The 14,328-nt window shown below is 36.4% G+C and carries 13 protein-coding genes; 7 read left to right on the forward strand and 6 right to left on the reverse strand.

The annotated features are described in order from the left end of the window. Positions 1–314 precede the first annotated feature (314 nt). The 3 genes from J5J03_RS00495 to J5J03_RS00505 are packed head-to-tail and all read left to right on the forward strand — an operon-like array spanning position 315 to position 3,984. Positions 315–1,178: a helix-turn-helix transcriptional regulator gene (locus tag J5J03_RS00495; protein WP_208585591.1), complete on the forward strand. Its 864-nt coding sequence runs from the start codon at positions 315–317 to the stop codon at positions 1,176–1,178. Between the two features lie 60 nt (positions 1,179–1,238). Beyond that, entirely contained in the window at positions 1,239–3,527 is a 2,289-nt protein-coding gene (locus J5J03_RS00500; RefSeq protein ID WP_208585592.1) for an Ig-like domain-containing protein, read from the forward strand. 31 nt (positions 3,528–3,558) lie between these two features. Beyond that, positions 3,559–3,984, forward strand: a complete 426-nt coding sequence (locus J5J03_RS00505; RefSeq protein ID WP_331460395.1) for a sulfatase/phosphatase domain-containing protein — start codon at positions 3,559–3,561, stop codon at positions 3,982–3,984. 212 nt (positions 3,985–4,196) lie between these two features. Here the strand turns inward: J5J03_RS00505 and J5J03_RS00510 are convergent, their stop codons facing one another. The 3 genes from J5J03_RS00510 to J5J03_RS00520 all read right to left on the reverse strand — a co-directional run bounded on the left by J5J03_RS00510 (position 4,197) and on the right by J5J03_RS00520 (position 5,743). Beyond that, entirely contained in the window at positions 4,197–4,502 is a 306-nt protein-coding gene (locus J5J03_RS00510; protein WP_208585593.1) for a nucleotidyltransferase domain-containing protein, read from the reverse strand. Next, positions 4,466–4,744 carry a nucleotidyltransferase substrate binding protein gene (locus tag J5J03_RS00515; RefSeq protein WP_331460394.1) on the reverse strand — a complete coding sequence of 93 codons (279 nt, stop codon included), beginning with the start codon at positions 4,742–4,744 and terminating at the stop codon, positions 4,466–4,468. The genes J5J03_RS00510 and J5J03_RS00515 overlap by 37 nt, the downstream gene beginning before the upstream one ends. Positions 4,745–4,894: 150 nt before the next feature. After that, complete coding sequence (locus J5J03_RS00520) at positions 4,895–5,743, reverse strand: CvfB family protein (RefSeq protein WP_208585595.1); 849 nt, start codon at positions 5,741–5,743, stop codon at positions 4,895–4,897. A gap of 573 nt (positions 5,744–6,316) precedes the next feature. Here J5J03_RS00520 and J5J03_RS00525 point away from each other — a divergent pair. Together J5J03_RS00525 and J5J03_RS00530 are read left to right on the forward strand one after the other, a co-directional pair. Continuing rightward, the gene (locus J5J03_RS00525; RefSeq protein WP_208585596.1) at positions 6,317–7,645 is read left to right on the forward strand and encodes a S8 family peptidase; all 1,329 of its coding nucleotides are present in this window, start codon (positions 6,317–6,319) and stop codon (positions 7,643–7,645) included. 253 nt (positions 7,646–7,898) lie between these two features. Next, a complete protein-coding gene (locus J5J03_RS00530; protein WP_208585597.1) occupies positions 7,899–8,336 on the forward strand; it encodes a GNAT family N-acetyltransferase in 438 nt (145 codons plus the stop codon). 743 nt (positions 8,337–9,079) lie between these two features. On the opposite strand, the gene J5J03_RS00535 is transcribed toward J5J03_RS00530, so the two are convergent. Beyond that, positions 9,080–9,502, reverse strand: coding sequence for a CotY/CotZ family spore coat protein (locus J5J03_RS00535; protein ID WP_208585598.1), 423 nt, complete (start codon positions 9,500–9,502; stop codon positions 9,080–9,082). A 73-nt stretch (positions 9,503–9,575) separates the two neighbouring features. Beyond that, the gene (locus J5J03_RS00540) at positions 9,576–10,808 is read right to left on the reverse strand and encodes an ATP-grasp domain-containing protein (protein ID WP_208585599.1); all 1,233 of its coding nucleotides are present in this window, start codon (positions 10,806–10,808) and stop codon (positions 9,576–9,578) included. 410 nt (positions 10,809–11,218) lie between these two features. On the opposite strand from J5J03_RS00540, the gene J5J03_RS00545 reads away from it, so the two are divergent. Continuing rightward, positions 11,219–12,433 carry an ATP-grasp domain-containing protein gene (locus tag J5J03_RS00545; RefSeq protein WP_208585600.1) on the forward strand — a complete coding sequence of 405 codons (1,215 nt, stop codon included), beginning with the start codon at positions 11,219–11,221 and terminating at the stop codon, positions 12,431–12,433. A gap of 27 nt (positions 12,434–12,460) precedes the next feature. Beyond that, positions 12,461–13,486 carry a YheC/YheD family endospore coat-associated protein gene (locus J5J03_RS00550; protein ID WP_208585601.1) on the forward strand — a complete coding sequence of 342 codons (1,026 nt, stop codon included), beginning with the start codon at positions 12,461–12,463 and terminating at the stop codon, positions 13,484–13,486. A 249-nt stretch (positions 13,487–13,735) separates the two neighbouring features. Here the strand turns inward: J5J03_RS00550 and clpP are convergent, their stop codons facing one another. Next, positions 13,736–14,320: an ATP-dependent Clp endopeptidase proteolytic subunit ClpP gene (clpP, locus tag J5J03_RS00555; protein WP_208585602.1), complete on the reverse strand. Its 585-nt coding sequence runs from the start codon at positions 14,318–14,320 to the stop codon at positions 13,736–13,738. Between the last annotated feature and the right edge of the window lie 8 nt (positions 14,321–14,328).

The following is a 14,328-nucleotide window of genomic DNA, read 5'->3' on the forward strand; positions in this document are numbered from 1 at the left end:
CTTCCGCCCCCTTATCACAAAAAAATAAACTCATATTAGTATATTTTCGAAGGGGGAATATGTTCCGGTTGAGCAAATAGATGAAACAGGTTACGACACAATTGAGAAAAAGGGAAGGAGCCCGCGTAATTGATGTGATACGCAAATATAGTAAGTGTTTAATGTCCCGTTACAAGTGAAGGTAAACGAGATATTTCCTTTGTCATACTCACGATTTCAATACCTTAGACTTAGGTATTATTGCACTTCCCCTATGATGGGGAATTCGATATGCTAAACTTACTTTCCGGAACAAAAATGGAGGAGGGATAGTCTTGGTAGAGAAGGTAAATGTGTCTTTACGAAATCGGTCTTTTTATATCGATTATTCCCGTGGATATGAGAATAGCCGTGATATGCAACATTATCATCTTCATCAGGATTACGAAATTTTTTATTTGCTTGAAGGGGAGAAAGTTTTCTTGATAAATGGTGAGAAATATGTAGCAAAAAAAGATACTTTGATGCTGATAAATAAAAACATCCTACATAAAACTATTGTTAATGATCATAACTATCAACGAATCGTCCTGAATTTCCGAGATTGTTTTCTATTGGAAAATGACCAAACCCTTCTTTCTTCTTTGTTTAACAATGGACCTCACCTGCTCTCGGTTAAAAATCCTACCATATTTCAAGCGATATTAGATAAGATGTTAGAAGAATATTTTCTCGATAATCCTGACAGTGATCGTTACTTACAGTTACTTCTGTCACAACTACTTATGGAATGTGATCGTCTGATTCGAAGTCAAACGTCCATGGAACATACAACCGCTAATCGTCATCAACACGCATTAATAGATGATGTGATCACCTATATAAATGAACGCTTTTACCAAGATATCACGTTGTCCATTCTTGCTGATACGTTTTTTCTCCATGAGCAATCGATAAGTAAATTATTTAAACAATCTATTGGATGTAGTTTTACAGAATACTTGAATGCGGTACGTATTACGGAAGCGAAAAGGCTACTAACAGAAACAAAAATGAAAATCAATCAAATTACGAGGAAGGTTGGCTACACCAACCATGTTCATTTTTGGAGAATCTTTAAGAAGTTCACTGGCATGTCACCAAATAACTATCGAGAACAAGAAACAGCAAATTGTAAGCGTTTTATAAATAAAACATAAAAAAATGTAATGAAGCGACTGGTAAAATTAAACTAATAAATGATGGAGGTGAATACTGAAATGAAACAGTTGAAGCAGATCAGGCGCATGTGGGTGATTGCAATCATCATGATCTTACTGGTCCTATTGATGGAAGTTGAAATGGTACAAGCAGAAGAAGCTGAGGACGAGAAGGTACTTGCTTTCCCTGGAGCAGAGGGCGGAGGAAAATATACATCTGGTGGAAGAGGGTATGACGTATATGAAGTCACCACAACAGAGGACTATGGTGAAGGGGAAGAGCCGATTGAGGGATCACTCAGAGATGCGGTAAGTAACGATAATCGTACAATCGTTTTTCGTGTGTCAGGCACCATTCATTTGGAACAACCATTACGAATTAACAGAAAAAACCTGACGATCGCGGGGCAAACAGCACCTGGGGACGGTATTACCGTAGCAGGCTATGGCACAGACATTAGTAACTCCGAAAATCTCATTATCAGATATCTGAGATTTCGCCCGGGGAGTGCTAATATTCACACGGAGTTTGATGCATTTGGTGGGCGAGATATAAAAAATGCCATTATTGATCATGTTTCTGCAAGCTGGGGGATTGATGAGGCTTTTTCTTTATATCGAAATGAAAATACAACAGTACAATGGAGTATTATAAGTGAAAGTCTGTTAATCTCTGGTCATTCGAAAGGCAGACATGGTTACGGTGGAATCTGGGGCGGACATAATGCGACATTCAGCAATAATTTAATCGCAACCCATATCAGTCGTACGCCTGCACTTGGTAATAGTGGCAATACGATTCATCCAGTAGCCAATGATGAGCTGGTTAATAATGTCATTTATAATTGGGGATTTAACTCCATGTATGGTGGGGAAAACCAGCGAAATAACATTATGAACAACTACTATAAGCCGGGGCCGTCAACTTATGACAATGTCAGCCAGCGAATTATCAGTCCTGGCCGTGATGGTGAACCAGGCTGGTTTTATATTGATGGTAATGTGATGCATCATAATGAAGCTGTCACGGCTGATAATTATTTAGGGATAGAAGATGTTAAAGAGGATGTTACCTTTGGAGACGAACCTTATCCTGTTGCCTATCAGGATGAGTTAAATGTGAAACCGGCAGAAGAAGCATATGAGCTTGTGTTAAAAAGAGCGGGTGCAACTTTGCCGAAAAGAGATCCAGTAGATGCACGTATCGTTAATGATGTCAAAAATGGTACAGGTCGTATCATTAACAATGAATGGGAGGTAGGTGGCTTACCAGAAATGAAATCAGAAGAAGCACCAGTTGATAGTGACCATGATGGAATACCGGATGCGTGGGAGATTGAAAATGGACTTGATCCTGAAAATCCAGAGGATGGAAAGGAGATCACGGAATCTGGATATTCCCACTTGGAGCTGTATCTGAATGCCTTAGTAGATATGGAACACGAACCAGGAAACCCGGATGTAGCGTTAGTTTCTCCTCGTGTCAATAGTATTCATGAGACAAATAAGGATATCACTTTTAACGTCAAACTGGAAAACAAAAAAGACATTGAGAAAGTAGAATACTATCGCAATGATGAAAAAATGGGAGAAAGTTCAGGAAAGTCATTCTCTTTCACATGGGAAAATGCTCTCGAAGGAACATGGTATGTCTCTGCTAAAGCAATCGATAAAGACGGAAATGCTACTCAGACTACATCTGCTCCCATTTATGTTAATACGAAAAATCAATCTGGTGAATGGAAATCGAAAGACATCGGAGGAGTTGCAGTTAAAGGTAACGCTAGTCTTGAAGATGATGCTCTAACAGTAAAAGGCACCGGTCGTATAATCGGAGATAAAGATGAATTTCAATTTACTTATCAAAAATTGAAAGGTGATGGGTCTTTAACCGCAAAAGTTTCTGATATAACCAAATTAAATAACAATGCGATATCTGGTTTAATGGTGAGAGATCAACTATCACCTAATGCCAAAACAGCGATGATCAGTACTTCTGTTGTAAAAGCAGACCGCCAAGATACTTTATATGCGATACATTTTTCATCGAGAGATGAGAAAGGAGCAGATATCATTGCACCGGGTGAACACGATAGACCGGAAGAAAATGGCGTTCCGTCCCTATTAAACACTGATATTCCTTATTGGTTAAAAATCGAACGAGAAGGTAATCAGATGACAGGATATGCATCTGAAGACGGAGAAAACTGGGTAGAAGTCGGTCAACAGCAAATCAATATGTCCGACAACATTTATATCGGATTTGCAGTTGATGGATCACAAAACCCTAACCAGTTGATTCACTATACTACGGCAACCTTTACAGATATAGAACTGGTAAAACAGTAGTTGAATCAGAGTAAAAACCACGCCACTTCTAATTGATTTTGCGCCGACGTTATTAGATGCAGCTGGTATTGATGTACCAGAAGAACTGTCAGGAAGATCCTTTTTACCGTTAGTTACGAATAAAGCTACAGATTGGCAAAATGAAGTCTATATTCAAATTAGTGAATCACAAGTAGGCAGAGTAATCAGAACCCAAAGGTGGAAGTATAGTGTTTCCAATAAGTCAATCGATCCGGTTACCGTATACCAAGAAGAATTTTTATATGATTTGGAAGCAGATCCTTATGAATTAACTAATTTAATCGAGCTTAAATCACACAGAGAGGTCAAAGAATATTTGCGTGAGAGATTATTAGACTACATTCGGAGAGTAGAAGGAGAAACACCAGAAATTAGAAGTGCTGCTGAAGTGGAAAGTGGTCAGCGGAAGGTGTTGCCGGCGGACATGGGTTATTAATCAATTATATTGATAATGTTAATTTCTTTTGTTCCAGGATACCATATGATAGAAAAATGAAATCACAAGTACAAGATTGTAAAAAATAGTATCTGTCATTAAGTAAAAATAATGAAGCATTTTGTTGAATGACAGATACTTTTTGCAATTTAAGCTATATTGCAACCTGTTCATGAGACAGTTTAATGTGGTTTAAATTTAACCTTATTGATTTAGCTAGAGGTGTAAATGACTTTTCCAAATTCGTCTATATGCTCTCGTAATAGTTGATTTTCTAATTGGTCATAATGAACAATATCGAAGAAATAAGGAAGTGGATATCTTTCTTCCAATAGGTCATGTAATTGTAATAATGTAGATTGACTGATATGATCTCCAACTACAGCTAGATCTATATCAGATCCTTTTTTATAATTTCCTACTGCTCTGCTACCAAAAATGATTGCTTGCTCTATCTCGGGGTGTTGTTTTAATGCTGCTATTATACATTGTTGATCTCTTTCCAATAAACCAAACATATACTATCTTTCCTTTTTAATCGCTCATATAATTGGTGTAATATCGGGACAAATTCACTTCTGATTTGTTCGACTAGTTTAATCACTAATTGTTCATCGTAGGTATGAGTAGTTATGTTTCTGTGAGCGAGTGCATCAATCCAAGTATGCCCAATATCAATTAGTTCAATGATATGTATTTTCTGTATATACTTCATCACTTTCCTCTTGTTCATTCTCACTATCATTGCTACATTTATCATTAACTGAGTTTTATATACATATATTCCACTTTATCAACTGTTGTATCAAAAATACCTTTGATACAACAGCTTCTGCCTATCAAAGGTATTTTGATTATTTGACTTAAGATGCCGATCTTATATGGCAGAAAAATCTTGAGACAAGCGCTGTTACTTAGCGATCAAGTAAGTTTTTCCATCACGCTGTTCAATTTTCCTTTCTTTCATTAACTTGCCAAGTGCACGTTTGAATGCTGCTTTACTAATGTTAAATGTATCGCGGATATCTTCAGGATCACTTTTATCGGAAAACGGAATCACGCCACCACTTTCTTCTAAATTTGCCAATATTGCATCAGCATCTTCACCCATACTGTGCTGTTTTAATGGGCGTAGTGATACATTTAATGTTCCGTCATGCTTCACTTCAATTACGCGCCCCTCTACTAGTTCACCTAGCCGTGGTTCTTCTTTCCGCTCGGTGTGATGGATAAACCCACGATATCCCTCTTCTGTAATGCATACAGCACCTTCTCTATCTGTCCGATAGATGCGACCACTAATGGTTTTATTTAACAAACCATCCGGTGCAAATTCAAATTTCCTTTCCAAAACTCCTTCTGTTGCAGGAATTGCGAGAAGGCGTCCTTTACGATCTTTTCCTAATGTAACATAAAGCTTGTCGCCTACTATTGGCCATACGTCTTCAAACAATGGCAGATCATCTTTTGATACGAGAATTTCTTTTGATGTTCCAATGTCAACAAATACACCCAAGTGCGTTAATACCGCCACAACTTCTGCCCAGTCGTACGTATCGATTTGAACAGTTGGTAGTTGTGTAGTTGCAACAGTTTGTCCTTTTTTATCTAGGTAAAGAAAAACATCAACAGGTTGTCCGGCTTCACGTTCTGAGTCTGTTTCATTATGGTGTAAGAGTATATCGTCTTCTAAAACATAGCCGGTATCGATTTTTCTTAGTACCTCCAACGTTTGGATCGTACCTATTTGCTTATTCATTTCAAGACCTTCTTTCTTCAGTTATATGTATTGGAAAAGGGGTACTCTTACTATTAAGAGTACCCCTTTGATTTCTAAAGTAACACATAAGATTTTTTATTTTTTAATATCCCTATTTACTAGGGTGGGAAATTTCATTTTTTGAATTTCACTTAACCGCGGTACATGTTCCACTGGGAATTTTCTAACTTAAGCAACATAAGCCCTACCTGCTCTTACGTCCTTGCGACCCCTTAGTCGCGCCAGTGTGAATAAGCATCTTCGAAAAACTTTCCATAGAATGCCAGATACACTTATTTGTTACTTCACTTTGTTAACTTAACTATAATCTCACAAATAAATAGGAATGTCAACTACTTAAATCCGTTTTCTCGGGTCTATGTCTATATTTTATGATTCTTTAGTAGCCTTTCTTCGCTGCTATTTTATCACAGGCGATAACCAATCCTTTCATTAGTGGAAGTCTTACTTTTCTTGCAAATTCGCCTATTTTCGACGTTTTATGGACAATCATGGATTCCAAAACCCTCAGATACTCATAGCTTGTAGAAAAAGTAGAAATGAGGGGATAATTTGTTTGGATATTCTATGATTCAGACGGTACGTAACCATGCGAGTAAACTGGATCGTCCTTTGCGTGATGAATTAATTAATTTATATCGTCCTTTTAAATATACACCGTGTTTTTTGCATCGATTAGCTGAGAAAAGGTTAAAGCGAAAGAAAAAGCTGTCGGTTATTGTTCAGTTTCATCCAGAGGCTTTTGAATCGGGCTGTCATCAAATAGAAGAGATTACCAAAAAATATAGGAAAAATAAATTATATCATTATCATTCAAGAATTACCTGTTGTTCCGCTGATATGACCCCTGACAGCTTGGATGAGATACTATCGAAATGTAAGCATATCAAAAAGATTTATAAGAATAAAGAAGTTCACGCTTTATTAGATGTTGCGGTTGAATCAGCCAACGCGAAACAAGTAGTTCGAAATAATACAACATTAACTGGACAAGGGACCAAAATTGCAATAGTTGATACAGGGGTATATCCTCATCAAGATTTAACAGGGAGAATCACTGATTTTGTGGATTTTGTCAATAATCGCTCTGAACCATATGATGATAACGGTCATGGAACACATTGCGCAGGAGATGCAGCTGGTAATGGTTCTGCTTCTTCTGGAGCTTACGCAGGACCAGCTCCAGAAGCAAACATTGCAGGTGTAAAAGTATTGAATAATGGAGGATCTGGTACTTTAGATACGATTATCCAAGGTGTTGAATGGTGTATCCAATATAATGAAAATAATCCGGATACTCCGATTGACATCATGAGTATGTCCCTCGGAACAGAGCCACAGGATTATGGAGAAGAAGATCGGGATCCATTGGTTCAAATTGTAGAGGAAGCATGGAGGAATGGGATTACTGTCTGTGTTGCAGCTGGTAATAGCGGACCTGACCCACAAACTATTTCAAGTCCAGGTCTGAGTGATCGTGTTATTACCGTCGGAGCATTAGATGATCGTGATACCGCAGATACTCGCGGAGATGATGACGTAGCAAGTTTCTCCAGTAGAGGGCCAACGATTTATGGTGAAGTAAAACCAGATATTCTAGCACCTGGTGTAGATATTATATCATTGCGTTCTCCAAATTCTTATATGGATAGACTGCAAAAATCAAGTCGTGTCGGAGAGGATTACTTTACCATGTCAGGTACGTCGATGGCGACACCAATATGTGCTGGAGTTGTTAGTTTGATGAAGCAACAGAACCCAGAATTAACACCTGAAGAGATAAAAGAATTATTGAAAAACGGAGTGGATTTGTGGGAAGACCGTGATAGTAACATCTATGGTGCTGGTTATATCAACGCAGAAAACTCTATACCACAGTAGAAGTTGAAGTGGAGCGGTAAATGGGGACATGCCGCTTTTAGATGAATGAAATGAATTAAAAAGGCTACCATCTCGAGTTATCATTTTATATCTCGGGTGGTAGCTTTTCATCATTGATAGTAGAACAATTCTTATTCTCTAACATATGCTTTATTAAGGTCATTAACAACCTGATAAGAGTTTTCTAACCATCAGTGAGGGGCAAATAAGCCGTTGTGATGGAATTTCTAAAGTGTGAGAATGGGGCGTAAGTATGATTAGAAAGGCAACGAATAGAGAAGTGCAGTTTATTCTATCCAAAGCGAAGGATGCAGCAAATGAAGGTACGCTATCTAAAAAAGCTATAAGTCAGGAACAGGCCGTGCAAATGGCGTTATTGACACTTGAGCAAAACGGATATTATTTAGTATATGAAAATGTGAATCGAGATATTGCCGGGTGGATTCTATTGGGAGAAAATATAGATTACATCACAAATTTACCCCATGCATTTATTTTTGAACTGTATGTTTTACCCAAATACCGGAATTTAGGGATAGCTAAGCAATTATTACAAGCTTCGATAATGGAAAGTAAGCTTTATGGTTTTAAAGAAATTCGTCTCAACGTATTTGCTAATAACTTCGCAAAAGAAATATATAATCGAGTCGGTTTTCAAGATTTGAATACAATTATGTATAAAAATCTGTAGTTAATGACAACTGAAATTGATGCAGCAATTGAAACTACTGTTTATTACGGTTCTAAACGTCTGTAAGCTACGTATTTTATGTTTCAAGTAGTTTAGGGATAACAGACGCTAATACTCTAATAAGTCTCGCTAATGATCAGTGGGGATGAAGCCCTCACTGATCATAGTTTATATGTTGACTTTGCATTAACTACAACTGTTGAAGAGGCTACTAAACATAAATGGGTATTAGAAGATGAGCTATCATCTAGTGAATAAATGATGATAACGTAGAAGAGTGTCTTCAATTGGAATATCAATTATTATCGAAACTATATTCACCAGACCAATGGCTATGTAGCATTCTATAGTTATAAAATGTTGTAATAGAGAAGTAAGCCTTTGTGCAGGAAGGGAGTATTATCGTGAAGAAACTTATGTTAGATTCAAAAGAATTTAAGAGAATGATTTATAATGTACATATCCAATAGCTTCATTTATATTCTCCCTTCAAGTGCTCGAAAAAGCATGGAAAAATGGATAGGTACAACCTAATTAAAAAATGTTAAATTTCTTTGGAGGGTTATTCTGTTAGGTTTATCTGTAACCGACTTTACCATCGCTTCTAAATAAGCTTCCCTATCATTCTGTCATATTCCAATTATATCCAATAGTCTAAATCTATCGCATGGAGGAAGATTCGAATAGTTCTTCCATTAATCCATCATAAAGAGCCTTATTACAAAATTACTACTAAGGTACTATTAGTATTTCGGTTCTATAATCGGCAGTGGGCGATTGACAAGTTTAGGAGGGAGTGGCGTTATGATGCAAAAGCAAGATAAATCAACCATTATACGTTGATCTGTTTTTTTTATTGAATAAACATCTTGCATACAATCGGTAATACATCCATCCATATCGTAGGCTTTTAGTAAAGTTAAGCTGGCACAACAACGATCACTTTCAATATCTTCTATTCTAAATATTGATGTAGAAAAGCACTCATTCTCTTCAACTCCGAATACCCGAAAGCTGCATAGATGAGAGTTAGTTAACATAAACGGAATAGTATCCATACCATGAGGATTACAAACAAATTGATAGGATTCACCAGCTAATTGCTTTTGTTCTTTCAAGAGCTTTTCCAAGCTATTACATATGCAGTTTTTTCTTTTACAGCTCATGCTTTACCCTCCTTACTTGTTTAGTTTACTAATATTCTATTTTTGGAAATTGGTGTGGGTTTTTGTTGCAATATTATTCATCTAGTGGCTGTAAGTAAAATCGAATTTGACTGGCTGCATGAATGGCAATCGCTTTTGCTTCCCCTTTCGTATTGCCTTCCGACATGACATATCCGTAACGGTTCCCCATAGAACGTGGCGGAAATAAGAGTTGACCTTTTCGTGGTTTTATAAAAACATCTAAAACACCATTATGCTTTTTGGCACGATTTTTACCTGTAACTTTTAATAAATTTCCCACAGAATGAACAATAATATAGTGTGTATATATACATTTTTCAAATGCCTTTGTTAGATCTGGAGCTTTCCCTAAGTATAGTCGAATTGTTTGTTCAACTAAGTTAATTCCATAAGCTTCTTCAATCATACGGTTCATGGCTCCACCTGAAATTCTCGGATTGGTTTCAATCAGTTTCCATTCTTCATTAACGTGCCGTAACTCTATATGACAAGCTCCATTTTCCATTTCAAAATCCGTTACCACCCGTTTTACTGTCTTGATTAATCCATCAAAAGTCGAAGGTTCAATCTCTGAAGATATACTGTAACCAGTAATAATAAATCGCTCACCAATGGTAATATCTTGTTCGATAACAGCAACAATATGAATTTCCCCTTTATGAACGATGACTTCAACCAAATATTGCGGCCCAATGATGTATTCTTCAATCAGTACCGGTTGATTGGGATAAATTTTTCGCAAGGATCTTATTCCTTGCTTTAACTCCTTTTTATTATTAACTAAAACGACATCTTTTGAGCCTGTGGACTTTGGAGATTTTATAATAAGTGGAAGTTCTTCCTTATATGCCTCAATCCAATTATCTACTGAATCATCTTCATTTAGTTCAATAAATGAAGGGGTGTATTCCTTTTCTCGTAATAACCGTCTTGTTAACATTTTATCTTCCATTGCTTTGACAGCATCTAATGAAATAGGATTCGTCTTACAGAATTCTTTAGATAACTGAGAGGCTAAGTATACATAAGAATCAATAAAGCTAGTAATGCAATGAATTTCTAAGCCTTCATTTATCTTTTTGATTACTAACTCCCGCATTTTTTCTCTATTTGTGAGATTAACAATGAGAATTTCATCTATATCTGGAAACTCTTCTCTTTGATTTAAAAATTTCTTTCGTCTTGTAAACAGCACAACAGAATAACCTAAACGCTTCGCTGCCTTTATTGCTTCCCGGCTCGATCCCGATTTATTTGTATCTAGAAAAATGATAGCTTTCTCCATCTTACCGAACACCCTCTCAGCAAATAACTACATCCATTTATCGTAGTGTAACTGGCTGTAAGACTCCCACTTCAAGAAATAAGGGAACACGTCATGTCTAAGTGGGAGATCCAACAGCCAGTAACGGCCCGATTGGTTCAACTAACGTTCAGTGCGGGATGGAAAAAACCCCCACTGAACGAAGTTTCACTTTATATTTAATATATTATGCAATAACAACTTAACGTGTATTTTATATAAAAATAATAGATATATGCCTATAGAGAAAAGTGCTAATCAAAAAGCAGCCCCAATAATTAAATTTCATTAACTTTTTGTCGATGAAGAGAACTACCCATACATTTTAATCAATTTCTAAGTACTATAGTAAAAGTTAACACTATATTTTTAATGAATAGGTGAGTGCAACTATGAAGTCCATTGTGTTTTTGGGATCAAATAAATCGGGATCAAGTCGGGAAGCGATAAAAGCTGCGGAAAGGCTAGGGTATTTTACCATTCTTCTTACTGATCGAGAAAAGTTTTTAGAACAGCGAACAGAATTTCCCGACGTTCACAAAATGGTGTATATCGACGTACACGACAATGAAGTCATTCAACAAGAAATTAAAACTTTTCAAGAACTTGGTCTACAAATAATAGCTATTATAAGCCTTATTGAACCTCATGTTTATCAAGCTGCGAAACTGTCTGAACAACTCTGTAATACTAAAGGTTCGACAGAAGCTATATACTTAATGGAGGATAAAATTAGGACACGAGAGATTTTAAAAGGGCATCCTGCATCTTTCTTCTACTCGGTATTTACTAAAGAAGATAAACTTGATCAGTTCACTAAAAAATATATTAGCAAACTTCCTCTTATTGTTAAGACACCTAACTCAACAGGGTCCAAAGATGTCATTCTAGCAACGAATGAACAAGAGTTTAAGGATGCAATCGAACAACTATTCCAACAAGGCAATCAATCCCCCATTTTAATCGAAGAATATTTAGAAGGCCCACAATATTTAGTGGAAGTACTGGTAGAAAATGATAGTGTTCATATCATTGGAATAATCGAACAGGTCATTGAACAGGGAGAGCGATTTATTATAACTGGCTATAGTTTACTACCGACTTTGGGGAGAGAACAACTAGATGAGTTGTATGATGTAATAGATTCAATTTGTAAAAGAATAAAACTAAGGGATGGAGCAGCTCATTTTGAATTAAGAAGAATAGAAGAAAAATGGAAACTTGTTGAAGCGAATCCACGGATATCAGGTGGAGTTGTAAATCGTTTAATCAAGGTTGGAACTGGATTAGATTTATGTGAGGAAACCATTAAACTAATTCTCGGTGAAAAGACAAAGGGCTCCCCTCTTTTTTTACAATACGCACATGCCCAATATTTGACAGTAGACAAAAAAGGAAAATTGGTAAAGGTAACAGGCAAGAATCGAGCTTCTAAACATGATGGTGTGGTGGAAGTCTATATCAAACCTCGTAAAGGCCAAAGATTACAGCCACCAATGTCAATGGGGCACCGTTATGGTTATGTACTGGCAGTTGCTGAAGATAAGGAAAAGGCAATTCAAATAACGCGTGAGGCTGCTAAAGAGATCTCGTTTCATCTTGATTGAATTAAAAATGAAAGGACGTGAACTCTATTGATTACGCTTGGTATGCTCCATTATCGTAAAGATCCCCAAACAGTATTTAAATCCTACACGTATGCGGCTGCAGCAAAAATGGAAGATTGTAATTTTTTTTATTTTACCCCTGGTATGGTAGATATGGACAAAGAAAAAATCAAAGGCCTTTTTTATGAAAATGGAGATTGGATAGAAAAGAAAGTGCCATATCCTGATGTCATATATAATGCAGGTGGTGCCAAAACAAAGATGCAAATAAATGTACACGATCACCTTAGCGAAAGAATTCCTTTCACTAGTCATCCAATTGGTGACAAAATGTCTGTCTTTAACCGTATAATGAAAGGTAAAGATTTCGCACAATATTTAATACCCTCGGAAAAAATTCTTAGCCATCGACGTGTCTTTGAGTTAATTGACAAGTATAAGGAGTTAGTGATTAAACCAGTTGCTGGTGCGCAGGGTATAGGCATTTTATCAATAAAAAAGAAGGATAATTTATTTGAATTAGAAGAAAACAAAAATACAATTACATTATCAAAGACTGATCTTGAAGATAAACTTACCGATTTATTAATCCAAGATGATGCCTTTTTAGCTCAACCATATATTGAAAGTAAAACAACAGACGGATTGTCTTTAGACTTACGTTTACATGTGCAGAAAAGTAGGGAAGGAATGTGGATACTCACGACTATTTTCCCTAGAATTGCAGCTAAAGGGATCGTTACGAATATTCATAGTGGGGGATATGTTAGTGATTTTACTATTTTCTTAAAGACACAATTTGGTGATGAGTATTATAATATGAAACGCTATTTAGAACGATTTGCTGTCCTCTTTGCTAATCATTTTGACAGCCTATATGAGGAACCTTTAGATGAATTGGGTATAGATGTCTGTTTGGATAATAAAGGTAAAATATGGATATTAGAAGTGAACTGGCGACCGGGCATTCCCATTTTATTCCGTGGAGAAATAGATGTAGCCAAAAATACTATTTTATATTGTAAATACTTGGCGGAACAGATGGAAAATTGAGTATTGTAAATGGGGGATGAAAAAGAGTTATCCATTCATATAATCTTACGAAAGTAACAACAGACAGGAGATCACAGCAAGAAAAAGATTCTAATAAAGAAAATAGTCAAACTAAAGATAATTTTGAAATAAATTAATGTTAGAATCAACGGTACATCTAAACACTATTGTAAAAATTAAAAGGCTTAACTGATTCTAGATGATAAGCCTTTTAATTTATAATGAAACGCCCTTATACAACTTAATTCATCAACTTTTCTTTTTGATAATTTGATCGATGATCCCATATTCCAAAGCTTCCTGTGCGCTTAAGAAATAATCACGCTCTGTATCTTTTACTACTTTTTCAACGGATTGACCTGTACGCTCGGAGATTATTTCGTTAATGTGACTTTTGAGTTTTAAGATTCTTCGAGCCGTAATTTCAATTTCTGTTGCCTGCCCTTTTGTTCCGCCAATAGGCTGATGCAGCATTATTTCACTATTAGGAAGTGCATATCTTTTTCCTTTCGTCCCCGCAAGCAGCAGCAAGGCTCCGAAAGATGCAGCCATTCCTGTGCAAATTGTTCTAACATCTGGTTTGACAAACTCCATTGTATCAAATATGGAAAATCCTGCAGATGTGGAACCCCCTGGGCTGTTAATATAAATGGAAATATCCTTTTCAGAATTATCAGCTTCCAAAAACAATAGTTGAGCTGTTACAATATTCGCCACCTGATCATTAATTTCATCGCCAATGATAATAATTCGATCCTTTAATAAACGTGAGTAGATATCATAGGAACGTTCTCCATGACTTGATTGTTCAATGACATACGGAATCGTAGCCATATCATTTC

It is taken from the genome of Gracilibacillus suaedae, from assembly GCF_017599345.1.
Taxonomy (GTDB): domain Bacteria; phylum Bacillota; class Bacilli; order Bacillales; family Amphibacillaceae; genus Gracilibacillus; species Gracilibacillus suaedae.